The 23918-nt window shown below is 37.6% G+C and carries 19 protein-coding genes, 3 tRNA genes and 4 pseudogenes; 19 read left to right on the forward strand and 7 right to left on the reverse strand.

What is annotated here, in order from left to right:
* Nucleotides 1-165: 165 nt before the first annotated feature.
* The 6 genes and pseudogenes from ACFINC_RS08115 to ACFINC_RS08140 all read left to right on the forward strand — a co-directional run bounded on the left by ACFINC_RS08115 (nt 166) and on the right by ACFINC_RS08140 (nt 2840).
* Nucleotides 166-791 (forward strand): annotated as a pseudogene (locus tag ACFINC_RS08115) (lambda exonuclease family protein).
* Nucleotides 792-873: 82 nt separating this feature from the next.
* On the forward strand, nt 874-1137 hold the full coding sequence (locus ACFINC_RS08120; RefSeq protein WP_375616867.1) for a helix-turn-helix transcriptional regulator: 264 nt from the start codon (nt 874-876) through the stop codon (nt 1135-1137).
* Between the two features lie 76 nt (nt 1138-1213).
* On the forward strand, nt 1214-1381 hold the full coding sequence (locus ACFINC_RS08125) for a hypothetical protein (protein ID WP_375616868.1): 168 nt from the start codon (nt 1214-1216) through the stop codon (nt 1379-1381).
* 118 nt (nt 1382-1499) lie between these two features.
* Nucleotides 1500-1919, forward strand: a complete 420-nt coding sequence (locus ACFINC_RS08130; protein ID WP_375616869.1) for a hypothetical protein — start codon at nt 1500-1502, stop codon at nt 1917-1919.
* A 36-nt stretch (nt 1920-1955) separates the two neighbouring features.
* Nucleotides 1956-2036 (forward strand): annotated as a pseudogene (locus ACFINC_RS08135) (integrase dna protein); the annotation flags it as partial.
* Nucleotides 2037-2309: 273 nt separating this feature from the next.
* Nucleotides 2310-2840 carry an antA/AntB antirepressor family protein gene (locus ACFINC_RS08140; RefSeq protein ID WP_375616870.1) on the forward strand — a complete coding sequence of 177 codons (531 nt, stop codon included), beginning with the start codon at nt 2310-2312 and terminating at the stop codon, nt 2838-2840.
* Nucleotides 2841-3077: 237 nt separating this feature from the next.
* Here ACFINC_RS08140 and ACFINC_RS08145 read toward each other — a convergent pair.
* Nucleotides 3078-3163, reverse strand: a tRNA-Leu gene (locus tag ACFINC_RS08145).
* A 147-nt stretch (nt 3164-3310) separates the two neighbouring features.
* Between ACFINC_RS08145 and ilvA the strand changes: the two genes are divergently transcribed.
* The 3 genes from ilvA to ACFINC_RS08160 all read left to right on the forward strand — a co-directional run bounded on the left by ilvA (nt 3311) and on the right by ACFINC_RS08160 (nt 6827).
* Nucleotides 3311-4588 (forward strand): threonine ammonia-lyase IlvA, encoded by a 1278-nt coding sequence (ilvA, locus tag ACFINC_RS08150; protein ID WP_375616871.1) that lies wholly within the window; start codon nt 3311-3313, stop codon nt 4586-4588.
* A gap of 35 nt (nt 4589-4623) precedes the next feature.
* Entirely contained in the window at nt 4624-5154 is a 531-nt protein-coding gene (locus ACFINC_RS08155; protein ID WP_375616883.1) for a hypothetical protein, read from the forward strand.
* 290 nt (nt 5155-5444) lie between these two features.
* Nucleotides 5445-6827, forward strand: a complete 1383-nt coding sequence (locus ACFINC_RS08160; protein WP_375616872.1) for a DEAD/DEAH box helicase — start codon at nt 5445-5447, stop codon at nt 6825-6827.
* A gap of 1402 nt (nt 6828-8229) precedes the next feature.
* Here ACFINC_RS08160 and ACFINC_RS08165 read toward each other — a convergent pair.
* A tRNA-Asn gene (locus ACFINC_RS08165) sits at nt 8230-8304 on the reverse strand.
* 190 nt (nt 8305-8494) lie between these two features.
* On the opposite strand from ACFINC_RS08165, the gene ACFINC_RS08170 reads away from it, so the two are divergent.
* The 6 genes and pseudogenes from ACFINC_RS08170 to ACFINC_RS08195 form a co-directional block, all read left to right on the forward strand.
* Nucleotides 8495-8568: transfer RNA gene (locus tag ACFINC_RS08170), tRNA-Cys, on the forward strand.
* A 220-nt stretch (nt 8569-8788) separates the two neighbouring features.
* On the forward strand, nt 8789-9463 hold the full coding sequence (locus ACFINC_RS08175; RefSeq protein ID WP_375616873.1) for a protein-L-isoaspartate O-methyltransferase: 675 nt from the start codon (nt 8789-8791) through the stop codon (nt 9461-9463).
* 108 nt (nt 9464-9571) lie between these two features.
* Nucleotides 9572-10822 carry a TolC family outer membrane protein gene (locus ACFINC_RS08180; RefSeq protein ID WP_375616884.1) on the forward strand — a complete coding sequence of 417 codons (1251 nt, stop codon included), beginning with the start codon at nt 9572-9574 and terminating at the stop codon, nt 10820-10822.
* 245 nt (nt 10823-11067) lie between these two features.
* Complete coding sequence (locus ACFINC_RS08185; protein ID WP_375616874.1) at nt 11068-11634, forward strand: DUF2497 domain-containing protein; 567 nt, start codon at nt 11068-11070, stop codon at nt 11632-11634.
* A 152-nt stretch (nt 11635-11786) separates the two neighbouring features.
* On the forward strand, nt 11787-14510 hold the full coding sequence (locus ACFINC_RS08190; protein WP_375616875.1) for a valine--tRNA ligase: 2724 nt from the start codon (nt 11787-11789) through the stop codon (nt 14508-14510).
* 742 nt (nt 14511-15252) lie between these two features.
* Nucleotides 15253-16038: pseudogene (locus ACFINC_RS08195) on the forward strand (tetratricopeptide repeat protein); the annotation flags it as partial.
* A gap of 106 nt (nt 16039-16144) precedes the next feature.
* Here the strand turns inward: ACFINC_RS08195 and ACFINC_RS08200 are convergent.
* From ACFINC_RS08200 to xth, 5 genes are all read right to left on the reverse strand, one after another.
* On the reverse strand, nt 16145-16891 hold the full coding sequence (locus tag ACFINC_RS08200; RefSeq protein ID WP_375616876.1) for an amino acid ABC transporter ATP-binding protein: 747 nt from the start codon (nt 16889-16891) through the stop codon (nt 16145-16147).
* A 10-nt stretch (nt 16892-16901) separates the two neighbouring features.
* A complete protein-coding gene (locus tag ACFINC_RS08205; protein ID WP_375616877.1) occupies nt 16902-17618 on the reverse strand; it encodes an amino acid ABC transporter permease in 717 nt (238 codons plus the stop codon).
* A gap of 2 nt (nt 17619-17620) precedes the next feature.
* Nucleotides 17621-18373 (reverse strand): amino acid ABC transporter permease, encoded by a 753-nt coding sequence (locus ACFINC_RS08210; protein WP_375616878.1) that lies wholly within the window; start codon nt 18371-18373, stop codon nt 17621-17623.
* 140 nt (nt 18374-18513) lie between these two features.
* Nucleotides 18514-19419 (reverse strand): transporter substrate-binding domain-containing protein, encoded by a 906-nt coding sequence (locus tag ACFINC_RS08215; protein WP_375616879.1) that lies wholly within the window; start codon nt 19417-19419, stop codon nt 18514-18516.
* A 118-nt stretch (nt 19420-19537) separates the two neighbouring features.
* Complete coding sequence (gene xth, locus ACFINC_RS08220; protein ID WP_375616880.1) at nt 19538-20320, reverse strand: exodeoxyribonuclease III; 783 nt, start codon at nt 20318-20320, stop codon at nt 19538-19540.
* Nucleotides 20321-20809: 489 nt separating this feature from the next.
* Between xth and rpsL the strand changes: the two genes are divergently transcribed.
* The 4 genes and pseudogenes from rpsL to ACFINC_RS08240 form a co-directional block, all read left to right on the forward strand.
* Entirely contained in the window at nt 20810-21181 is a 372-nt protein-coding gene (rpsL, locus tag ACFINC_RS08225) for a 30S ribosomal protein S12 (protein WP_005773262.1), read from the forward strand.
* Nucleotides 21182-21199: 18 nt separating this feature from the next.
* Entirely contained in the window at nt 21200-21670 is a 471-nt protein-coding gene (rpsG, locus tag ACFINC_RS08230) for a 30S ribosomal protein S7 (RefSeq protein WP_375616881.1), read from the forward strand.
* Nucleotides 21671-21693: 23 nt separating this feature from the next.
* Nucleotides 21694-23778 (forward strand): elongation factor G, encoded by a 2085-nt coding sequence (gene fusA / locus ACFINC_RS08235; RefSeq protein ID WP_375616882.1) that lies wholly within the window; start codon nt 21694-21696, stop codon nt 23776-23778.
* A gap of 63 nt (nt 23779-23841) precedes the next feature.
* Nucleotides 23842-23918 (forward strand): annotated as a pseudogene (locus tag ACFINC_RS08240) (elongation factor Tu); the annotation flags it as partial.

The raw sequence follows: 23918 nt of genomic DNA on the forward strand, positions 1-23918 counted from the left end.
AAAGTAGGCTTCTCTCTTTCATAGGAGTAAAAAATCTAAAAGATATGTCTTTTAAACAAGCACAAACCGCTTTGTTTTCTTTGAAAAAAAAGCAACAAAAGCAAATAGACGCCCCTATACAAGATATTGAATATGCACCAACTCAACAACAAAGGGTGCTGTAAAATGGAACAAAGAACAGCACAATGGTTTCAAGCCCGCTTGGGAAAAGTCACCGCTTCAAACGTTTACAACCTACTGAGTAAAACAGCAAAGGGAATGCCGACAAGCAAATATGAAGACTACAAAATCAAACTTATAACAGAACGTTTAACTGGTGAAGTAAGCCAATCTTATCCAACGCCTGCTATGCAATGGGGCATTGAACATGAAGAAGATGCCTTGAAAGAATATGCATTTATTTATGATACAGAGGTCATAGAGTGTGGTTTCATACAACACCCCACAATCAAAATGGCTGGTGCTAGTCCTGATGGGTTTGTTGGTGATGACGGTTTAGTTGAAGTCAAATGTCCACAATCACCAAACCATTTACGCTTCTTTATAGATGACACTATAAAGCCTGAATATAGCGCGCAAATGCAATTTCAAATGGCTTGTATGGGACGAAAATGGTGTGATTTTATCAGTTATGTGACCCACGTTTTACGAGACAATCAACATACTTGCGCATGAAAATCAAACGCATTCACCGTGATGAAGAACAAATTGAAGAGATTAATCAAGCGGTCGAAGCCTTTTTAGCAGAGATAGAACAAGAAATGCAAAAGATTTTGACAAAAGCTGCTTGACTCTATGGGGGTGCTCTCTCCTCCCAGCACCCCCACCTATTTATAATTATTCTCAACACTTAGATAATAAGGAAAGTTTTAAATGAACGAAGAAAAATTAACTGCCTCAATAGAAAAAGTAAGCTTATTCGAACAAGCTTTACTGTCGATGCGTTTGCAACGGCTTGTCAATATACAAGATCTCTCAATTTATGGAATGTCAATGACATATATTAGAGAGCTTGTAAAAATCGGAGCTTTCCCTAAGCCTATACAAGAAGGACGATACTTAAAATGGGATCTTGTTGAAATTGATCGTTATATTGAAGCTAAAAAAACTGAAAGAGATTCAGTAGAATTGTCTTGAAGAGGTCCAAAGTAACGAACTGCTCGTAGAGACAGGTTAACAAAAATGACAGAAAATTATTGATAATAGCTTGATCATGAATAATTTAGTGACAATCGATAATGATGGTATTGCCGTTACGATCTCTTTAAAAATTACAGAGGGTGTGGGGAATAGCCACGCTACAGTTATAAAGCTTGTACGTCAAAATATTGAAGACTTTCAAAAATTTGGAAGGGTTGGATTTGAAATCTCACCCTTTTGAAAAAAGGGGGGGTCTATTTGCTGGAAGTTCAGTGACAAATTTGAAAAATGGAGATAAGAATCATCAACAGGCTTTAAAGCCTTCTCATAGTCAATAAATCCATTAAAAAAGGGGAAAAATGAAACAAACTTTAAAATTATTAAGCTGTATAGCTTTATTAAATATGGCTGGATGTCACTCAAAGCCTCCTTCAACATACTTTGTTATATGGGAAAAGCCAGGTGTAAACTCTACTGAGGTAGGAAAAGCACTGTTAGAGTGTGGTGCGCTATCTCCTTATAGTAGCGGTATAGACAATAGCAAATTAGGCTTTCATGAATGGTCGATGATTCATGCTTGTATGATCCAATCAGGATTTCACTATAAAATTAAAGATGGGAAATGGTGTGAAAATTGTAAAGATGATAGGATTCCGGTATATTCTCTTAATAGTTCTATCAAGACTCAAAGAAGTGTTGAAAGACGCTTAAACAGCTCGTTTTGTAAAAACGACGGTATAATAAAACTTCTCAATATCAACACTCCGTTTTGCAATTGATCATCAACAATCAAAATGCTGTATGAGATAGTAATAGCTTATATGCGAACAGATTTTTGGGAACAACGACATGCTCTCTTGGAACAGTGGGCTGCATTTATAACAGGAGCGACTTGACAGCCTTATAACAATGTGTCTATTGTCGAATTAGGTGCCTAGAAAACACCTTAGACACATAGCGGATAGATTGCCGATACAATCTTTTCTCCGCACATTAAAGGCTTTGACTCATTGTATGTTACACGCATATAATGGCTTTGTCGGGTGTAGTTACGCTATACAATACCTTTTATAGGGAAAGCATAACGACGGGCTATGTGCCGTGTTTTCTAGCACCCGGCGCTCTTCTAGAGTGTCAATAGAAGACATTTAAACACATAGGAGTTCATTATGAACACACTTATAGAAATTAAAGAACAAATCATTGATCAGGAAACTGTTCAGACAGTAAACGTACGCGAATTGCATACGTTTTTGGCAATAGGAAAACGTTTTGCTACTTGGATTACGAACCGCATTAATCAGTATGCATTTGAAGAAGGAAAGGACTATATTTTAACGCTTCCCAAAATTGGGAAACGTAAAAATGTTATCAGCAAAGAATATCACCTTACCTTAGATATGGCCAAAGAACTCTCCATGGTTGAACGCAATGAGAAAGGTAGACAGGCTCGTCGTTACTTTATTGAGTGTGAGAAAAAATTAAAAAGCCAATCTGGTGATTATGATAATGATACACGCTTTGATTTGCCAAGTTACTGGGAGGGTATAAATGCTGGTGAAAAAGCTTTGTATCTTTTAGGTCCTATCCATGTTCGTCTTATTGATGCTTTTAGAGTAGATGAAGAGAACAGAAAATATAAAGCCCTCATTAAAGAAGTAAAGCAGGTTTTAGCAAGATCTGTCGTGAAAGCAGCTTAGTTTGGAAAATTGATTCTATCTCCTCGTCTTTTATGGCGGGGAGGGGAATTGGGGAGTCGAAGCAAAACATGGTATGGTGATTTAGTTCCAAAATATGCCTCAAAAAAGCAGCAATGATTCGTATTTTAGTACTATCTCAATACCATCTGATAGCGTTATGATAGGGTTTTAAAAGGTGGTTTAATTTTTTCTAATTTCTAATAAATTACTGAAAAATAAGGGGAAATCCACATATCGTGGTGCGGACGGCGGGACTTGAACCCGCAAGGTCTTCGACCGGCAGATTTTAAGTCTGCTATGTTTACCGTTTTCATCACGTCCGCGATGTGAGTTCTCTCATAAGCTATATCTTTTATTGAATCAAGAATTAATGACAAAAGAAACATTTTTCATTTTTTTAGTGAAATTTTGACTGACAATAGTTTCCTTTATCGATAGAAAAAGCTTTTATAATGTAAATAAAGTATGAAATGATTAGTGTTATGAGTCAATTTATTCAAGACGTCACAAAAGCTATGGTGGGATTGCATCACGTGTTTGCTGAAACACCACTTCAAAGAAATGATTTTCTTAGTCAAAAGTATGACGCAGAAATTTATTTAAAGCGTGAAGATTTAACACCGGTGCGGTCTTATAAGATTCGTGGTGCTTTCAATTTTGTTTCAGAAATGCTTAGCTGTATATCACCAGATTCTGCATTTGTTTGCGCTTCAGCGGGGAATCACGCGCAAGGGGTTTCATTTGTTTGTCGTTATTTTAAACGTAAAGGCGTGATTTTCATGCCTATGACAACACCACAACAAAAAATTGAAAAAACACGTATTTTTGGTAAAGAATTCATTGATATTCGTTTGATTGGTGAAACATTTGATCAATGTTATGAAGCTGCGCAATCCTTTGTCGTGGAGAGCGGTGGTGTAATGGCTCCACCTTTCGATGATATTCGCATTATTACAGGGCAGGCAACAGTGCTTTGTGAAGCTGCTTTACAATGGAAAAAACTCAATGGAGAAAGTGAGCCAGATTTGATGATTGTGCCGGTAGGGGGTGGTGGTTTGGCAAGTGGAGTGAGCAAGTTTTTACATGAATATGGTTGGAAAACAAAGCTTCGTTTTGTTGAGCCGCAAAGAGCTGCAAGTTTGCTTGCTTGTTTGGAGAGTGGAAAACGCGTCAAGCTTGAAAGCATTGACACTTTTGTAGATGGGGCTGCTGTGGCTGAAATTGGTGCACTAAACTATACAATTCTAAAGCAATTTCCCCCTGATTCTGTCATTACGGTTCCTGAAAACCGCGTTTGTTCTACGATGGTTGAAATGCTTAATGTTGAAGGTGTGGTTCTTGAACCGGCTGGAGCTTTATCGATTGATGCGCTTAACAGTATTCCTCCTCAAGAGTTAAAGGGGAAAAAAATTCTTCTCGTTATTTCAGGAGGTAATTTTGATTTTGAGCGTTTGCCAGAAATTAAAGAGCGTTCTTTACGTTTCCAAGGGTTGAGAAAATATTTTATTTTTAGTTTTCCGCAACATCCTGGTGCATTGCGTCATTTTCTTTCCACATTATCACCAGATGATGATATCGTGCGTTTTGAATATCTTAAAAAATCAGCGAGAAACTTTGGTTCTGTATTGGTTGCGATTGAAACAAAAAAATACAGTAATTTTTGTCTTTTAGAGGAAAAATTTCAAACGTTAGGTTGGCGTTATCGTGATATTACTGATGATCAAACGTTATTTGATTTTGTTATTTGAGAAACTGAAATTTTACTAAAACAAGAAGTATAATGATGAAACCTATTTTTTATTCGGTGCTGAGTCTATTTTTCTTTTTGATTGTTAATCAACAGAGTTTAGCATCTCAGCCAACAATAGTACAAAAAGCTGAACTTTCAAGAGTCGTTGTTGATGTCAATAATGCTATAAAAAATGGGGATTTTATGCCTATTTCTCGTTATATGCCTGAGCGGCTTTATAAAGAGATGGCACATCGATTGAATACAACAGAGAGTGCTTTACGTAGTGATTTTCTTCAACAGCTGCATAGGAAATTTGAGGGGGTGCCTTCTGGTGCTTATTATTTAGATAAAGAAAATATAGAGTATTTACAAACTGATAACGGTACTTTGTATGCTTTAATTCCAACAGTTCTTGAGATGAAAGATCGCATCATTCAATATAAAACTTTGGCGATTTTTGATAAAAACCAATGGTATTTAATTTATGGCGGTCAAAAAACTTTACAAAATCCAGTTTTTCTCGAGATTTATCCTGATTTTATCAAGGTACATTTACCGATGGACACAATCATTAAAAAATAAACGATCTAAATATTGTTTTTATTCATGATAAATGTATTTCGTAAAGTTCTTGCTTTTTTATCATAATCCAAAGATAATAGGGATGAAGGCATTTAGGCTGGTTTGTTGGCTTTTTGTAAAGTGAAGTTTATACGCCTTTATCTTGATTTCAAGGTGTTCATGAGTTGCGCAAGCCGCTTTTTAGGCGTTGCTTCATTTAAAATGTCAGGGATTTCTCTTGCGCGGATTCTTGAGTGGAAAGTTCAGCTGGTTACTTGTTTTAAGTTTTTCAGCTGAGGAGAGATTTTATTTTGCCTATAAAAGAAGAAAATGTTTTTACAAAGTTAGGTTTGCCTACTCTTTTGATTAAAAATTTACTCATTGCTGGGATGAGTAAACCTAAGCCTATACAAGAACAAGCTATTCCAGTGATGTTGAAAGGACACGATATTTTAGGTGTTGCTCAGACAGGCTCTGGAAAAACCTTGGCATTTGGTTTACCTATTTTAAGTCAGATTTTGGCTTTGGGTGATAAACGCTGCCCTAAAACTGCACGTGCTTTGATTTTAGCTCCAACGCGTGAACTTGCTGTTCAGATTGATGAAACGATTCGCACTGCGGCGAAAGGAGCACATCTTTCAACATGTCTTATTTTTGGGGGCGTATCACGTTTAAAACAAATTAAACGTATGGAAGCAGGTGTGGATGTTTTGATAGCGACTCCAGGGCGTTTGAGAGATCTTGTTCGTGAAAAATGTGTTGATCTTTCTCAAACGCGTTTTTTAATTTTGGATGAAGCAGATCGTATGTTGGATATGGGATTTATTCATGATGTCCAGCAAATTGCAAAGCTTTTGCATCAAGAACGTCAGACAGCACTTTTTTCTGCGACAATGCCAAAAGAAATTGCTGCGCTTGCAAAGTGTTTACTCAATGATCCGATTAAAATCGAAGTTGTTCCTCAAGGAACTACCGCTGCGGAGATTCATCAAAAATTATATTGCATCCCTACGAGTGAAAAAAAGGATACTTTAAGTAAACTTTTGACAAATCCAGATTTTGCTTCGGTTATTGTTTTTACTCGAACGAAACATGGGGCTGATGCTGTCACACGTAGTTTAGCAAAGATCGGATATTTAGTTGCAACAATTCATGGGAATAAATCACAAGGCGCTCGCCAATCTGCTTTAAAAGCTTTTCGTGAAAAATCGGTGCAGATCCTTGTTGCAACAGATATTGCAGCACGCGGTATTGATATACCAGGGATAAGCCACGTTATTAATTATGACTTACCAGATGAAGCTGAGAGTTATGTGCATCGCATTGGTCGTACAGGACGCAATGGTGCATCTGGTGAAGCTATTACGCTTTTTGATGAAAGGGTAGAAACGGTTCGGTTGCGTGCTGTAGAGCGTTTGATTCGTATGAAATTGGTGTCTGAATCTGTTCCAGAACAATTTGCAGCATTTCCAGAAAAACTAATTGAGCCAGAAAGTGAAGAAAAGGAAAACAATAAAGAACGCCGTTTTAAAAAATCTAAACGTCAGAAACGGTTTTTAGGTCGAAAAGATGATTCTGCACAGTTGCAGCGGAAGAATTCTTCATCTTCAAATGAAAGGCATAAAAAAGCAAAAGCGGTGGCAAAGCGTGCAAAGCCTTTTCGTTTCCGAAAGTCAGTCAAGAAGGCTGCTTAAATAAAATCTTGAAAATAGATCATGTACCGGGAGTTTTTTATTTTTATGGATTTTTTCTAAATTGAAAAAGGATCTATAACACGCTCGCCAAAAAAAAGAGGTCTTCAAAAATCTTTGAATGTTTGGATTAGTTTAAAAATCTTTTGAAAATAAATTATCATTGTAGAGACGATGATTTATTTACTTTGTTCCCATTTTAAAAAATGGGAACAAAGATAAAGTTTATTTACATAAAAGGTATGTTTTATCTTTTATGTAACTTTCAATTTTAAAAATTGATGATCTAATGATGAATGATTGTTTTGTATATTGAAGAATCCGCTATATTGTGAAATTTTCTCATTTCAAATCTTTGTTATATTGATCAATCAAAAGTATTCACTTGCACGTTATAAGTGAGGTTATCGTGTGGATAAACATTTAAGAAACAAATAAAATGACACTTATAAATTTTTTCAGAAGTAAGGGGCATTGGCTAACACTTGAATGTTGGAAAATAGTATGGTGGTATGGCTTTTATTGTAAGCAAAGATGGGGCTGATCAATAGATTTTATTTTATACTATTTACGGGAGCCGTTGTGAAGTAGGCTTGGGAGATTAAGAGAGGTCTCTTTTAAAAAAGCGTGTGATGACATAACACAATGAAGATAATGTCATGCTTGAGGGATTTCTCAGGATTTTTAATAACTTAGCTCGTTATCCTGTTTGTACTATAAAACACTATTGTTTAGGATTGTGATATAAATCCTACAAAATTTTAAGTATTAGGTATTTTGTTGGATGGTCGTGATGAATATTTGAGGAACGGTTATCTGTAGAGCCTATGAAGTGCTTAGCAGGATGAATCTGTTAGATAAGAATCCGGACTGTTTAGAGGTTTGTCAGGATGGGGATTCTTGCTTTTAGGATGGGGAAGAAGTTATGTGGGGTGTAGAGGGATATATATGATCTCGATTGTTGTTCTTACATTTTTCAAAATGATTATTTTATGAGCAGGTTTTTGAGCTTAATTGCTTTATTGAGTACAAATCATTTTTAAGTTAGAAGAAAAAATCATACGAAACTTTTTTATTATTAATTTAGTTTTACAGTTTTCTCTCACGAAAGAAATTGTGATTTATAATGCGCAAACAGTTACAGTGTTCTCTGACAGAGTTACAATAGTTTGATAAAAATCCTGTTGGCTATTTTTAAATTAATCAATAAGAAAAAACTTGTACAATAGCTATTTTATTTAAAATGAATTAATCATTTTTCGCATCTACTGCAAAAAAATTATCCTCATAGTATATTGTATCTCTATTCAATTGCGGAAATCCTATTCCCTCACTTTTACTTGAGGATCCCTCATGTTTAAAAATGTGAATAGAAACAATTTGCTATATGGAATAAGAAAAGAAATGGCTCCCCGGGCCGGATTCGAACCAGCGACCAACCGGTTAACAGCCGGTTGCTCTACCGCTGAGCTACCGGGGAACGATGCTCAATCATCTCGTTGAAAAGGCTATAGCAAAGCAACACTGATTTGCAAAGGATAAAATTACTTTTTTTAAAAAAATATGGTAAATTGTGTAATAAGAGGAAAAAAGACAAGAGAATATTTCTACACCTTGACGGATGCGTTGCCTTCCCTTATTGAGACCTTTATATTTATATTTGTTGATGAGGCCTCGTGGCGGAATGGTTACGCAGAGGACTGCAAATCCTTGTATCCCGGTTCGATTCCGGGCGAGGCCTCCAGCCGATTTTAAACAAAAACGGCTTTTAGGGGAGATTAAGGCATAGGAAAATAGATTTTCCCTCTATTCTTGTGAAGACACTTTTGTATGAGAGATTATACAGTTAAAATCTAATTGTTGATTGTAGCGTCCTTTTTTGTAACGCCCATAGTTTAAGATATCTTCGTCCCTTATTGTCGTTGTTTTGTTTGTTTTTTGTAGGTTAGGAGAAAATATTCGTTATGGTTGCAGATTTTGCTGAGCTTCGTCGCAAAATGGTTGACAATCAAATTCGTACAGTCGATGTAACGGATTTATCGGTTCTTAAAGCGTTTTTAACGGTATCTCGTGAAGATTTTGTCCCGGAAGAGATGAAAGTATTAAGCTATCTTGATACCGATATTTTTTTATGTTCAGAGCAAGACGGAAATCCTGCACGCTATTTGATGAAGCCTGCATCTCTAGCGAAATTACTACAGCTTGCTGCTGTAAAATCATCAGATGTTGTTTTAGATGTTGGTGCAAATAGTGGTTATTGTGCGGCTTTGCTTTCAAAACTTGCAGGCTCTGTGATTGCGTTGGAAAGTAATAAATCTCTTTTTGAACGTGCCCTTGAAGCTTTAGAACGGAATCAATGTGACAATGTGCTTGTGATTCATGGTCCATTAGAGCAGGGATATGCCGTTGAGGGACCTTATGATGTGGTTTTTGTTGAGGGAACTGTCGATTTTATTCCACAAGGTATTTTTGATCAGATGAAAAACAGTGGACGTCTTGTTGTGGTTGAAGGATATGGAAATGCTGCTGTTGCACGAATCTATATAAAAGAAGATGGAATCATTTCGGCACGTTGTGCTTTTAATCTTGCTGTAAAACCTCTTCCTTGTTTTTTAAAAACACCTGGTTTTGTATTTTAGAGCTTGTTTGTTCGGTGAATAAAAGATAATTTCGTAATTTATTTGGGGTATGTTGTTGTGTGTATTGTGTTAAAAATAAACAAGAAGTTTCAGGCATGTTTGTTGTTGGTGTTGAGTGTTTTTTTATCAGAGACTGTTTGTGCTGAAACATTGATGGATGCCTTTTCTAAGGCTTATAAACACAATGCTAAGTTGAATAGTGAACGTGCAGCTGTGCGTATATCCAGAGAGGATGTTGTTATTGCGCGATCGGGGTTGTTGCCACAAGTTGAAGGAGTTGGCAGCTATGGGCGAAATAAATCTTTTACAGGCCCTTATGTGACTTCTGGATCTATAGGTGTAAGATTAAATCAAAGATTATTTGACGGGTTTATCACGCAAAATATCTTTTCTTCAGCTCAAGTTAAGTTGCAGGCTCAACGTGAGTATCTTCGTAATGCTGAACAAAATACGTTTCTGGAAACTGTGACGGCTTATGCTAATGTCTATCAGGCACGTCGTGTTGCCGATCTTCGGAGAGAAAATTTGGCAGCTCTTGAAGAGCAAGTTCGTTCTGATAAAGCAAAATTTGATGTGGGTGAAGGAGGCCGTGTTGATCTTGCTCAAGCTCAAGCTGCGCGTTCCGTGGCAGTTTCAGAGCTGAGTCTTGCTCGTGCTGATGTAAAAGCAGCCGAGGCAGTGTATCGACAAGTTATCGGTTCTGATCCTGAAAAGTTAAAGCGCCCACCCGTAGCCAAAGATTTTCCCGCCAATCTTGATATGGCTTACCAAATGAGCGTTGCGATGCATCCAGCTATCCTTTATGCTAAATATTTAGTCGATGCGAGTGTTTACAACGTAAAGGCGAAAGAAGGAGCGTTGCTCCCAAAAGTTGATTTTTCTGCGGCAGCGTCTTATAATCGAATTTACAGCGGTGTTGGAGAGGATGGCATTTCTAAATCAATAGGATTGTCAGTAAGTGTCCCAATCTTTGAAGGGGGGCGTACATCTGCACAGATTCGCCAATCGAGGGAACAGCTTGGACAGGCGCAGCTTCAACTCGATTTGGCGCATAGCAGTACGAGACAAGCACTTACTTCTGCTTGGTTTCAGTTGGAGGGCGCACGCTCATCTGTTGTTGCTTACCGTGAAAGTGTTCGTGCTGCTGAAATTGCTCTGAAAGGTCGTGTTCAAGAAAATCGCGTAGGGCAGGCAACGACATTGGATGTTTTAAATTCTCGTACTCAATTGATTAATGCTCAAATTGCGCTTGCAATGGCAGAGCGTAATGTTGTGGTGGCGAGCTATAGTGTTCAATCTTCTATTGGTAAATTGACTGCAAGTTATTTAGGTTTAAAAACAATTCAATATATCCGATAATACATAAAAGTATCTCTTTGAATCTTAAATTATTTTAGTTTTTAAAGATGAGTTTATCAAGAGTTGGGTGTGTTAAAAATAGAGCAGAAATATGTTATTTTTTAGTGCAGAAAATTGTGTGCAGCGCCCTCTTTATGACAAGCATATTTGAAAATATCATGAGAGGTATGTTGATCTTATGATTCTTTTGCATACACTGAAAATATGATTCTATTTGTTGTTGCGTCTTTGAGAGGTTGTAAAGTATGGTACAGAGTTCAAGCGTGTTACGTGAGCCAAGTATGGATGAAATTTTAACATCTATTCGTGAAATAATCGAAGAAAATGCGGTTCAATCTGATCACTTTTTAAATGAAGATGTTGCAGTCAATGCTTCGGAAGAGCGTTCAGAAGGTGCATTAGAAGGTGTTTATGATACAACCTTATCGGTTGATGATGCTATGAAAGCTTTAGCTGATCGTATTGGTCTTTCTTCTGAAAATCAAGGGGGGAGAATAATGCAAGAGAAAGAGAGTATAGAGGCAGAAAATAATGCAGTTGGTATGGATGTGCAAAAGATGAAGCTTTCTTCTGAGGAACGGAATTCTGTTTATAAAGCAAGAGAATATGAAGATGAAATAAAGAAACCACAGTCAGAAGATGGAGGAGTTGGTCGAGTGGAATTGTCTGCGTATTGTATTTCTTCCGCAGAAAAGATTGCAAAGGATGTATTGCGTCCGGCTATAGCTGAATGGTTACAGTCTAAATTGCCTGTTTTGCTGGAAGATATTTTACGTGAAGAGATTGTGAAGGCCATTAAGAAATCATCTTAATTATTTTCTTTACATTATTTTTTATGTTTTTCATTTTATGAGAACTTTGTTTGTGGTTTTGCAAGCTGTCTAGTAAATGGGATAGGTTTGCGGGATTCTGATTGGGTTTTGTTCATATATTGTGTTTTTCAGCGGCGTTATGGATGGATAGAATGTTAGAAAAAAACTATGATGCTGCTTCCATAGAGAAACGGGTTGCAAAAAGATGGGAGACTCGTGGGGCTTTTAAAGCAGGAGCGGGTTCTAAAAGTGGTGCAGAACCTTTTTGCGTTATGCTTCCACCCCCGAATGTTACCGGCTCACTTCATATGGGGCATGCACTCAATACGACAATTCAAGATATAATGGTTAGATTTCAGCGGATGCGTGGCAGGAATGTGTTGTGGCAGCCTGGTATGGATCATGCTGGGATTGCTACACAAATGGTTGTAGAGCGCCAACTTGCAGAACGCCAAGAACCAACGCGTCAAGAAATGGGAAGAGAAAAGTTTATTGAGCGTATTTGGAAATGGCGTTATGAAACTGGAGGCATTATTGCAAACCAATTGCGCCGTCTTGGCGTTTCATGTGATTGGTCGCGTGAACGGTTTACAATGGACGAGGGGTTATCGCAAGCTGTTCGTGAAGTTTTTGTCACGCTTTATAAGCAAGGGTTGATATATAGGGATAAGCGTCTCGTCAATTGGGATCCTAAATTGTTAACGGCTATTTCAGATCTTGAAGTTGAGCAAAAAGAAGTTCAAGGGTATTTGTGGCACTTTAGATATCCACTTGAGGGTAAAACTTTTGATCCAAATGATGCGACAACTTTTATAACAGTGGCGACAACACGACCAGAAACAATGCTTGGTGATGCAGGAATTGCTGTTAATCCTGAAGATGAGCGTTATAAAAATCTTATCGGTAAAAATGCTCTTTTGCCGCTTGTTGGTCGTCGGTTATTAATTGTTGGTGATATGCATGCTGATCCTGAGGCTGGAAGTGGTGCTGTAAAAATCACACCAGCCCATGACTTTAATGACTTTGAAGTAGGACAGCGTAATCATTTACGCTTGATCAATATTTTTACCCCAAAAGCCGAGATTTTTCTCCGTGAGAATGAAGCATTTTTTGATGGTTTGATATTATCAGATGAATTAGAAATGTTAGTAGAAAGTCTCGATAAATCTGATCGTTTTGTTGCGCGCCAGAAGATTGTTGCTTTGATGAAAGAACAGGGATATTTGGCTTCTGTTGATGATCATCCCCATATGGTTCCTCATGGAGATCGCAGTGGTGTTCCTATTGAGCCTTTTTTGACAGATCAATGGTATGTTCATGCTGCTGAATTAGCAAAGCCAGCGATAGAGGCTGTTCAACAAGGAAAAACGCAGTTCGTTCCCGATAACTGGAAAAAGACCTACTTCAATTGGATGCAAAATATTCAACCTTGGTGCATTTCTCGCCAATTATGGTGGGGACATCAGATTCCTGCTTGGTATGGACCTGATGGAACGGTTTTTGTTGAAAAAAGTGAAGAAGAGGCTTTAGATTCAGCTGTTGCTCATTATGGTGAGGTGGTTGAATTAATCCGTGATCCGGATGTTTTAGATACTTGGTTTTCATCAGCTCTTTGGCCTTTTTCAACATTAGGATGGCCCAATAAAACGACTGAGTTGTCTACTTTTTATCCAACATCTTTATGCGTGACAGGGTTTGATATTATTTTTTTCTGGGTTGCTCGTATGATGATGATGGGACTTCACTTTATGGGTGATGTTCCTTTCCCAATGGTTTATGTGCACGCTCTGGTACGGGATCAAAAGGGTGCAAAGATGTCAAAATCTAAGGGAAATATTATCGATCCCTTAGAGCTTGTTGATCAGTATAGTGCTGATGCACTTCGTTTTACTTTGGCTATTATGGCAGCACAAGGTCGTGATGTAAAACTTGATGTTTCCCGTATTGCTGGTTATCGTAATTTTGCTACGAAATTGTGGAATGCTACCCGATTTGCACAGATGAATGGTGTGAAGCATGATCCAGCTTTTAAACCAGAACAAGCAAAATTGGCGCTTAATCGTTGGATTTTAACGGAGCTCTCTAAAACGATTTCAGCAGTGACAATTGGCATTGAACACTATAAATTTAATGAGTCTGCCGCTACACTTTATCGTTTCATTTGGAATACACTCTGTGATTGGTATTTGGAACTTCTCAAACCTATTTTTCAGGGGAAAAATGAAGATGCTAAAAATGAGGCTCAAGCTTGTACTGCTTGGGTTTTAGATGAAGTTTATAAACTTCTTCATCCTTTTATGCCGTATATGACGGAAGAGTTGTGGTCTCTTACAGAAACGCAAGCCATCAAGCGTGAGGATATGCTCGCATTGACAAAATGGCCAGAGGAAACATTTACAGATGAAGAGGCTGCAGCTGATATTAATTGGCTTATTGATGTTGTCACTGGGATTCGATCTGTACGTTTTGAAATGAATATTCCAGCGGCTATACAAGCGCCTCTTGTTGTTGTCGAAGGAGGGGAATTAACGCGAGAGCGTGTGCAGCGTTATGATACACTTATTAAAAAGTTAGCGCGTATTGAAATCATCCATTTCTCTGATAAAGTTCCAGAAGTATCGGCACAAATAATTTTGGGAGAAGCCGTTTTTTGTTTGCCCTTAGGACAGTTGATTGATTTGGAAGCTGAACGTGTTCGTTTGAGGAAGGATATGAGTAAAATTGAACAGGATATTGAAAAAATATCGCTTAAGTTAAATAATCCAAAATTTATAGCAAATGCCAAAGCAGAAATTGTTGAAAGTGAACGGAACAGGGTTGTAGAACTGCGCGCTGCACAGAAGAAAGTATCTGTTGCTTTAGAGCGGTTGGGTTGATTTCAACTTTTTGTTTTTTGGATACATGATTTCATATCATGAGGGATGGGAGAGATTTGCTTTAAAAAAATTCTTTTGTTCGTTTTTCGTAAGTGCGATCATGAAATTTCTATAGAGATCCGTCTTTATGTTTCTTCTATTCATTCTGTAAAACACCATAGTTTAGGGTAGCAATATAAGGCATATAAAATTACACATGTGGTATTTTTTGTTATATATAGCGCTGCGTATTCTGAGGTAGCGCTTGTGTGTAAAGTTTATGAAGTAAATCCATGTGAAATGATGTCAGGAGGAATCCATTAGACAAAAAGCTGGATTGTTTACAGATTGATGGTGATGAGGAAGTCGTGAAATTATAAATTAATTATCATCAGTATATTCATCCATGTTTAGCGTTGTTTTTTGTACGCTTACTATTCATCATGTATTTTCTTTGTTATCAAGCTGCTGTTCAATGCGCATGTTATTTTATTGAACGATTTTTATTCATTCGTATAAATTTTTAAAGATAAATAAATCTTATAAGGAAGTGTTATAAAATATAGAATGATGATTTATATTTAAAAATCAATTTATTGTATATAAAATGGGGGCTTAACTTTACCAAACTCTTTGGATAATTATCATTTATTTGTCTTTTCTTTTAAAATTTTTGCTTTAAAATCTTTCATGTTTCTTACTAAAAAGAAGAGTTTAAATATCTACAAAGAAATTTGTAACAGATATAACAATTAAAATTGAGATAGGGGGAAATGGTCAAAGGCTTCAGATATGGAAAAAAGCCGCGATTATTGTGACGTGAGGGGGATTTTTTTCTACTGTTTATGCAGTAGATGTTAATAGCTTGCAAGAAGCCAATGATAGTTCGTTTTATTTTTTGAAACGTGGCATGTCTGCTTATAAAATGGGTATATCAATCAAGTTATTCCAGCACTCCGTTGTGCTGCTAAGAGGGGCCATATATCGGTGAGAATTGGAAACTTAGCTCTATCTATGCAAATGGTGATGGTGTTCCTAAAGATGATTACAAGGCATATCATTTTTTTGCATATATCGTTGAAAAAGGTACAGATCTTGCTTCAGAAGATGAAAGTTATGTTTCTGATGCATTGGTTAAACTTGCGGGATATATAAAAGATATTCCTCAATCACCTTCATCCTTCTTATGCTGTTCGTCTTTATATGCGGGCTGCGGTGAATTATAGAAATCCTAAAGCTCAATATCATTTAGGAAAAATATTTTTAAAGGGAGAGGGAAGGGAGAAAAATCCTATACAAGCCACGATGGTTTCAACTCTCAGAAAAAAAAGGAAATCCTTCTGTTTAAACAATGCTTGGAAATATGTTGCTTCAAGAAGGAAAAATAATTCTCGGGATAGCAATGCTAACTGCAGCCTATGAAAAAACTAACGTAAAAAACAGAAACTGGACTCACCCTTTGCAAGAGCAGGTTTTTTCTCTTTGTAATAAATTTGAAAGATGTACAGCAATGCCACTTGTTTCTGATATTTTAAAAAATAACAGTTTTTTAATATCTGATTGTAATATTTTTTACATTCTCCCATCTGATATTAAACGCCATCTTTTTATGTCCAAGTTCATAGTAGAGATAGCTTTTTGTTATAATATAATGGTTAATGACTTAGGATCTTAGACAAAAATTCTTGCGTTCTCGGTTTTCTTGCTTGCGGATCAGAAAAGAACTCTTTAGATGAACAGTCTTCAAGAATTGTTCCTTGATCTATGAAAATAACACGCTCCGAGACTTTTTGTGCAAATCCCATTTCATGGGTTACACAAATCATCGTCATACCTTCTTCTGCTAAGCTAATCATGACATCGAGTACTTCACCTACCATTTCAGGATCTAGAGCAGATGTTGGTTCATCAAAAAGCATGATAAGTGGATCCATAGTTAAGGCACGTGCAATAGCAACCCGTTGTTGTTGCCCTCCAGAAAGTTGACCAGGATATTTATCTTTGTGTTCAATGAGTCCAACGCGTTCAAGATATAACAATCCACGTTCAAGTGCTTCTTTTTTGCTTCGTTTTAGGACTTTGATTTGTGCAATTGTCAAATTTTCTGTGACAGATAAATGGGGGAAAAGCTCGAAGTGTTGAAATACCATTCCTACCTGACTTCGCAATTTAGGCAGATTCGTTTGTTTTGAATGAACTGGTATTCCATTAATCCAAATTTCACCTTTTTGAAAAGGGACTAGAGCGTTAATGGTTTTAATGAGTGTTGATTTTCCTGATCCTGATGGCCCACAAACGACAACAACTTCTCCTTTATTAATGTTGGTTGTACAGCTTTTAAGAACTTGAACTTCGCCATACCAGTTAGAAACATTTTTTATTTCGATCATATTAGTAGACATTTTTTCCCCGTTAGCGGATAATAGACACTTTTTTTTGTAAATACAAAACGATTTGTGACAGCGTAAAACAGATAACAAAATAGAAAATAGCTGCTAAGATATAAGCTTCTTGCTTTACACCAAAATTATTAGCAGCAATATCAAAGCCATTCAAAAGGCTATGACCACTGATGGCATAAACAAGGGTTGTATCCTGAAAAAGAATAATGACTTGTGTTAAAAAGACTGGAAGCATATCTCTAAAAGCTTGAGGAAGAATGACAATGTACATACTTTGCCAATATGTCATTCCAAGAGCTTTCCCCGCATATTTTTGTCCTTGCGAAACTGAATTTATGCCAGCACGCATAATTTCAGCGAAATAAGCAGTTTCAAATGCGGTAAAGGTAATGAGTGCTGATTTATTTGCACCGATGGATGTCCCCGTTAAAAAAGGCAGAAGTACGAAAAACCATAAGATAACCATCACAAGGGGTATTGAACGCATAGCTGTTATGTAAACGATTGCAACCCAAGAAAGAAGCTTTATGGAAGAAAGGCGCATCATTGCTAAAAGCGTACCGAAAATAAACCCCAATACTGTTGCAAAAAGAGTTAGAAAAACGCTAAAAAGTAAACCTGATAAAATGTAAGAACGAAATACATCAAAGGTAAAAAAGGAAAAATCAAAATCAGAAAAATTGAAAGGAAAATAAAGTCCAAACTGAGAGCTTATAAAATTTATCATATTCAATTTTCCTGCGTTTGAGAATTAGGAATTTTGAGTATTTGTTCAATAATTGTCATCACAATAAATACGAATAAGGCTATAAGAATATAAAGAATCGTAACAAGCAAATAATTTTCGTAAACATGGCTTACCTCTTCAATTGCTTGGTATTGAAATTGCATGAGTTCATTTATTGAAACGGCGAATGCTATAGACGAATTTTTTACAATACTCATTGCTTCTGAAGTAAGTGGGGGCATAATTGCGCGTATAGCACGCGGTAGTATAATATAGCGATAACTTTGATACGTTGTAAATCCCATTGCCATAGCAGCATAGCGTTGCCCAGAAGGAATAGCTTCAATACCTGAACGAATCTGTTCGGCAATGCGTGCAGATGTAAAGAATCCCAACGCACATGTTACTAAGAGAATAGGGGAAAATTTCATCGCTGGTGGATAGATCTTAGGAACAACAAAATACCATAAAAACACCTGTACAAGGAGAGGAATATTACGCATGATCTCTACCCAAATAGCACCGATAGTGCGAAATATACAATTGGTTATGGAAGTATTAGGTAAAGTACGCATTGTTCCTATAATAACACCAAATAATACAGCTAATATAAGTGAAGTGATGGACAATATAACCGTATTTTTTAAGCCATCGAGAAGGGTGTCTAAATAGGTATGACTTACGCCAGGAGTCCCAAGGCATCCTGCTACCAGTGTTTGAGTAAGATCATCCCTACAAAGAAAAGAAAAGTCCATTAATTGATATTCCCTCAAATTAGTCATTTACAAATAGGACAATAAATCAACCGCATCTACATAGGCGGAATTTATCAAAAAGTGAACTAAAATATAAACCACACTCAATTTTTTAAGAGTGTGGTTTTTCCTTTTAAACTCTATAAATCTTTTCCTATGTAGCTTTCCCGAGGCTTATTATTGGGGTGATCCCAAGCATATCTTGTTTGTTTTGATAAAGGAAGATTCATAACAGTATTAGCAGGTGGAATCGGTTCCATAAACCACTTATTGTAAAGTTTTTCAAGTGATTCGTCTTTGATCTGGCGTACGATACTATCGTTGATTGCTTGTTCAAATTTTTTGTCATGTAATCTGAGCATGCAAGCGATGGGTTCGACTGAAAGTACAGGGTCGAGAATGACATAATCAGATGGTTTTTTTGATTTTGCAATATGTCCAGCAAGAATTGAGGCATCCATAACAAATGCATCGGCTTTACCAGATTCTAATAATAAGAAGCTATCTCCATGATCTTTTCCTTTGATGACCTTAAAGTTAATGTTTTTTGCGCGTTTGTTTTTACGAATAAGTTGAACAGATGTTGTACCAGTGGTCGTCGCAACTGTTTTTCCATTTAAATCGTCAAGAGATTTAATGTTAGAATTTCTCTTTACAGCAATTCGAACCTCTTCGACGTATGTCGTATAAGCAAATGCTGCTTCTTTACTACGGGAGATATCATTTGTTGTTGATCCGCACTCAAAATCATAGGTATTATTTTTTAAGAGAGGAATCCTATTTTGAGAAGTGATGGGAAGATAGTGAATTCTAATTGGTTTACCAATTTTTTTTGAAATATCATCAATGATACGTTCTGCCATTTCTGTATGAAAACCTACATATTTATTATTACCAAGAGCGTAGGCCAAACCAGATGATTCACGGACACCTAAAGTGATTTCCCCTGTTTTTTTTATTTTTTCAAGCGTATCATTTTTAGCATGCGCGATACTTGTGAGCCCAATGGCTGCTGCTGCAATAAATATTAACAATGATTTCTTCATTTCTGTCCTCCATTCATTTATTGTCGTTGTTTAAGATATAATCTTTATTTGGTGTAGCATAGTTATTATTTATCGAATGATTTTTTTTGCTGTCTCACAAAATAAGGGCTATAGTTTTTTAATTGACATTAAGCTGAATCCAAACAGGAACGTGGTCAGATGGTTTTTGATATCCCCTTACTTCTGTCTGGCTATGAGCGCAAATAAGATGATCAACAGCTTCTGGTGATAATAATAAATGATCAATGCGGATCCCATTATTTTTAGGCCATGACCCAGCTTGGAAATCCCAAAAACTGTAGGAGGGTGTATCGGTGACATTCCGGATAGCATCGTAGAGACCTAAATGAAGAATACGTTGGAATGCTTTTCTTGTTTGTTGAAGAAATAAAGCATCTTGATACCATTCTTGAGGGTTTTTTGCATCTAATGGGGTGGGGATGACATTATAATCACCTGCTAGGACAAGAGGTTCTTCGTATGCAAGCAATGATTTTGCATGTGCACATAATCTTTCCATCCATTCCATCTTATAGGAATATTTTTCACTCTCAGTAGGGTTTCCATTTGGCAAATAGAGAGATGCAACACGGACAACACCTTTATTTGTTGAATAAACGGCTTCAATGTAACGTGTTTGTTCGTCATTATCGTTGCCTGGTAATCGACGGATCACTTCATCTGGTGTTTTTTTAGAAAGAAGCGCAACGCCATTAAAACTTTTTTGTCCGTGTATTTCTATATGGTAACCTAAATTTTCAATTGCATCGCGTGGAAAGTTTTCATCAATACTTTTAGTTTCCTGTAGACAGACTATGTCCGGCTGATTTTGCTGTAGCCATTGATATAATGTTTCATGTCGTGCTTTTATTCCGGCAATATTCCACGTTGCTATTTTCATGGTGCTCATCATTAAATATCACATGTGCAATTTAATTTTCTGCATTCAAGTTTTATAACAGTCACAGCTTCTTTTTTTATTTGTAGAGGCATGTGATTATGATAAATTGATTTATCAAGAATACTGGCAAAAGCAAATGTAAAGTTTTAAAATTTAATTTATTTTCATTTTTAAAAACTTTCTGCTGTTTAGTTCTTGACGAATGTACGTGTTCTCGCTATTAGAGACAGACATAACCGATGTAGAAATGATCAGTGGTTTTGGATATGTCCAAAAGATCATTCATAAAGGGTGTTAAGAAGATTAAAAGCAAGTGCTAGTGCAAGAGGCTATTGCCTTCTCTGCTTGTGGTCGGGTGAACTGTTTTTGCAGGTGGCCCGATTTTGTGTGTAGAATTAAAATATCTGTTCTGATTCTATCGGAAGAGATGAAAAAAATAGAAAAGCCCGATTGGGTGATACGAATGTAGATCTAAAAGAGGAAGGTTACATGCCTACCGTAAACCAGTTGATTCGAAAGCCGCGTGTAGCGCCAGTTAAACGTAATAAGGTTCCTGCTCTTCAGTCGAATCCGCAGAAGCGTGGTGTTTGTACGCGTGTTTATACGACAACGCCGAAAAAACCTAATTCTGCTCTTCGTAAAGTTGCTAAAATTCGCTTGACGAATGGATTTGAAGTGATTGGTTATATTCCTGGAGAGGGGCATAATCTTCAAGAGCACTCTGTTGTGATGATCCGTGGTGGTCGTGTGAAAGATTTGCCGGGAGTTCGTTATCACATTATTCGTGGTTTGCTTGATACGCAGGGTGTCAAGAATCGTAAACAGCGTCGTTCAAAGTATGGCGCGAAGCGTCCGAAATAATATTGAGAGACAAAGCCAATGTCCCGTCGTCATAGAGCAGAAAAGCGTGAAATTAATCCAGATCCTAAATTTGGTGATTTGGTCATTATGAAATTTATGAATGCCATTATGTTTGATGGTAAAAAATCAGTTGCGGAGCGTATAGTTTATGGTGCTCTTGATTCTGTAGAGAAAAAAGTAAAAACAGATCCTGTTGCTCTATTTCATCGGGCTTTAGGGAATGTTGCTCCTCATATTGAGGTTCGTTCTCGTCGTGTTGGTGGTGCTACTTATCAAGTTCCGATAGATGTTCGTCCTGATCGTCGTCAAGCTCTTGCTATTCGCTGGTTGATTTCTGCTGCACGTGGTAGAAATGAGACGACGATGATTGAGCGCTTGTCTGGTGAATTGGTAGATGCGGCTAATAATCGCGGTTCTGCTGTGAAAAAGCGTGAGGATGTTCATCGTATGGCTGAAGCTAATCGTGCATTTTCTCACTATCGCTGGTAGATGTTTTAACTAAGGCAAAGATAATGGCTCGCGAATATAAAATTGAAGATTATCGTAATTTTGGTATTATGGCGCATATTGATGCCGGTAAGACTACGATGACTGAACGTATTTTGTTCTATACGGGTAAGAATCATAAAATCGGTGAAACGCATGATGGTGCTTCTACGATGGATTGGATGGAGCAGGAACAGGAGCGCGGTATTACGATTACATCGGCTGCGACAACAACTTTTTGGGAAGGGGCTGACGGTCGGAAGCGCCGCTTTAATATTATTGATACGCCAGGGCACGTTGATTTTACGATTGAGGTAGAACGTTCTTTGCGTGTTCTTGATGGTGCAATAGCATTGCTGGATGCAAATGCTGGTGTGGAGCCTCAGACGGAAACTGTTTGGCGGCAGGCTGAGAAATACCGTGTGCCTCGCATGGTGTTTGTTAATAAAATGGATAAAATAGGTGCTGATTTTTATCGTAGTGTAGAAATGGTTGGTTCACGGTTGGGGGCTAAGGCGCTTGTTTTACAGTTGCCGATTGGTGCTGAAAATGACTTTGAAGGTGTTGTTGATCTTGTCGAAATGAGGGCTTTAAAGTGGGATGGTTCTATTGGGGCTTCGGCGGAGATAAGTGAAATTCCCTCTGATTTAAAAGAAAAAGCTGAGGAATATCGCGAGAAGCTCATTGAAATGGCCGTGGAGGTTGATGAGGCTGCCATGGAAGCTTATTTGGAAGGTGTTATGCCAACCAATGAGCAACTCGTTTCTCTCATTCGGAAGGGGACAGTAGAGGTTCAATTTCATCCTGTTCTTTGTGGTACGGCTTTTAAAAACAAGGGTGTGCAGCCGCTTTTGGATGCTGTTGTTTCTTATCTTCCTTCTCCGGTTGATATTCCAGCGATTAAGGGTGTTGATGTTAAGACTGAGGCTGAGACAGCACGTGAATCTTCTGATGATGCTCCACTGTCTATGCTTGCTTTTAAAATTATGAATGATCCTTTTGTTGGTTCGTTAACTTTTTGTCGTATTTATTCTGGTAAAGTTCAGAAGGGTATTTCTCTTGAGAATACTGTGAAGAAGAAGAGGGAACGTTTGGGGCGCATGCTTCAAATGCATTCAAATTCTCGTGAGGATATTGAAGAGGCATTTGCTGGTGATATTGTTGCTCTTGCAGGGCTTAAGGAAACGACAACGGGTGATACTCTTTGTGATCCTTTGAAGCCTGTTATTTTGGAGCGGATGGAATTTCCTGAACCCGTTATTGAGATTGCAATTGAACCGAAAACAAAAGCAGATCAAGAAAAAATGGGAATTGCTCTTAATCGTTTAGCGGCGGAAGATCCTTCGTTTCGTGTTAAATCGGATGAAGAATCAGGTCAAACTATTATAGCTGGAATGGGTGAGCTTCATCTTGATATTATTGTCGACCGTATGCGGCGCGAGTTTAAAGTTGAAGCAAATATTGGACAGCCTCAGGTTGCTTATCGTGAGTCAATTACTAAAATGGCAGAGATTGATTATACGCATAAGAAACAATCGGGTGGCGCCGGTCAATTTGCTCGTGTGAAAATTGTTTTTGAGCCTCATGATGGTGATGACTTTATTTTTGAGTCAAAGATTGTTGGTGGTGCTGTTCCTAAAGAATACATTCCCGGTGTCCAAAAAGGGATTGAGAGTGTTATGGGGTCAGGTCCTCTTGCGGGCTTTCCTATGCTTGGTGTAAAAGCGACTCTCATTGATGGTGGCTATCACGATGTTGATTCTTCGGTTTTGGCTTTTGAGATTGCTGCTCGTGCAGCTTTTCGTGATGGGGCAAAGAAGGCTGGTGCACAGCTTCTTGAACCGATCATGAAGGTGGAAGTTGTTACGCCAGATGATTATGTTGGTGATGTTATTGGTGATCTCAATTCTCGTCGGGGACAGATTTCAGGAACTGAAGCGCGCGGCATTGCAACGGTTGTGAATGCAATGGTTCCTTTGGCAAATATGTTTGGTTATGTGAATACTCTTCGCTCTATGAGTCAGGGGCGTGCGCAGTATACAATGCAGTTTGATCATTACGAGCCTGTACCTTCTGCTGTTGCTTTGGAGATACAAAAGAAATACGCGTGATTTCAGGTTGTGTAATTAATTTTTAACTTAGTCCTTGGCTTGGACGGAAAATGGAGAGCTCAAATGGCGAAGAGCAAATTTGAACGTACAAAACCGCATGTTAATATTGGTACGATTGGTCACGTTGATCATGGGAAGAC

The sequence above is a fragment of the Bartonella sp. AP58NXGY genome (genome assembly GCF_042195785.1).
Lineage (GTDB): Bacteria > Pseudomonadota > Alphaproteobacteria > Rhizobiales > Rhizobiaceae > Bartonella.

Coding starts and splice junctions, on each gene's coding strand:
- ACFINC_RS08140 (WP_375616870.1), top strand. CDS start 2,310: ATGAACACACTTATAGAAATTAAAGAACAAATCATTGATCAGGAAACT.
- ACFINC_RS08175 (WP_375616873.1), top strand. CDS start 8,789: ATGGTTGCAGATTTTGCTGAGCTTCGTCGCAAAATGGTTGACAATCAA.
- rpsG (WP_375616881.1), top strand. CDS start 21,200: ATGTCCCGTCGTCATAGAGCAGAAAAGCGTGAAATTAATCCAGATCCT.
- fusA (WP_375616882.1), top strand. CDS start 21,694: ATGGCTCGCGAATATAAAATTGAAGATTATCGTAATTTTGGTATTATG.
- ACFINC_RS08215 (WP_375616879.1), bottom strand. CDS start 19,419: ATGAAGAAATCATTGTTAATATTTATTGCAGCAGCAGCCATTGGGCTC.
- rpsL (WP_005773262.1), top strand. CDS start 20,810: ATGCCTACCGTAAACCAGTTGATTCGAAAGCCGCGTGTAGCGCCAGTT.
- ACFINC_RS08185 (WP_375616874.1), top strand. CDS start 11,068: ATGGTACAGAGTTCAAGCGTGTTACGTGAGCCAAGTATGGATGAAATT.
- ACFINC_RS08120 (WP_375616867.1), top strand. CDS start 874: ATGAACGAAGAAAAATTAACTGCCTCAATAGAAAAAGTAAGCTTATTC.
- ACFINC_RS08190 (WP_375616875.1), top strand. CDS start 11,787: ATGTTAGAAAAAAACTATGATGCTGCTTCCATAGAGAAACGGGTTGCA.
- ACFINC_RS08155 (WP_375616883.1), top strand. CDS start 4,624: ATGAAACCTATTTTTTATTCGGTGCTGAGTCTATTTTTCTTTTTGATT.
- ACFINC_RS08210 (WP_375616878.1), bottom strand. CDS start 18,373: ATGGACTTTTCTTTTCTTTGTAGGGATGATCTTACTCAAACACTGGTA.
- ACFINC_RS08130 (WP_375616869.1), top strand. CDS start 1,500: ATGAAACAAACTTTAAAATTATTAAGCTGTATAGCTTTATTAAATATG.
- ACFINC_RS08200 (WP_375616876.1), bottom strand. CDS start 16,891: ATGTCTACTAATATGATCGAAATAAAAAATGTTTCTAACTGGTATGGC.
- ACFINC_RS08125 (WP_375616868.1), top strand. CDS start 1,214: ATGAATAATTTAGTGACAATCGATAATGATGGTATTGCCGTTACGATC.
- xth (WP_375616880.1), bottom strand. CDS start 20,320: ATGAAAATAGCAACGTGGAATATTGCCGGAATAAAAGCACGACATGAA.
- ACFINC_RS08205 (WP_375616877.1), bottom strand. CDS start 17,618: ATGATAAATTTTATAAGCTCTCAGTTTGGACTTTATTTTCCTTTCAAT.
- ilvA (WP_375616871.1), top strand. CDS start 3,311: ATGATTAGTGTTATGAGTCAATTTATTCAAGACGTCACAAAAGCTATG.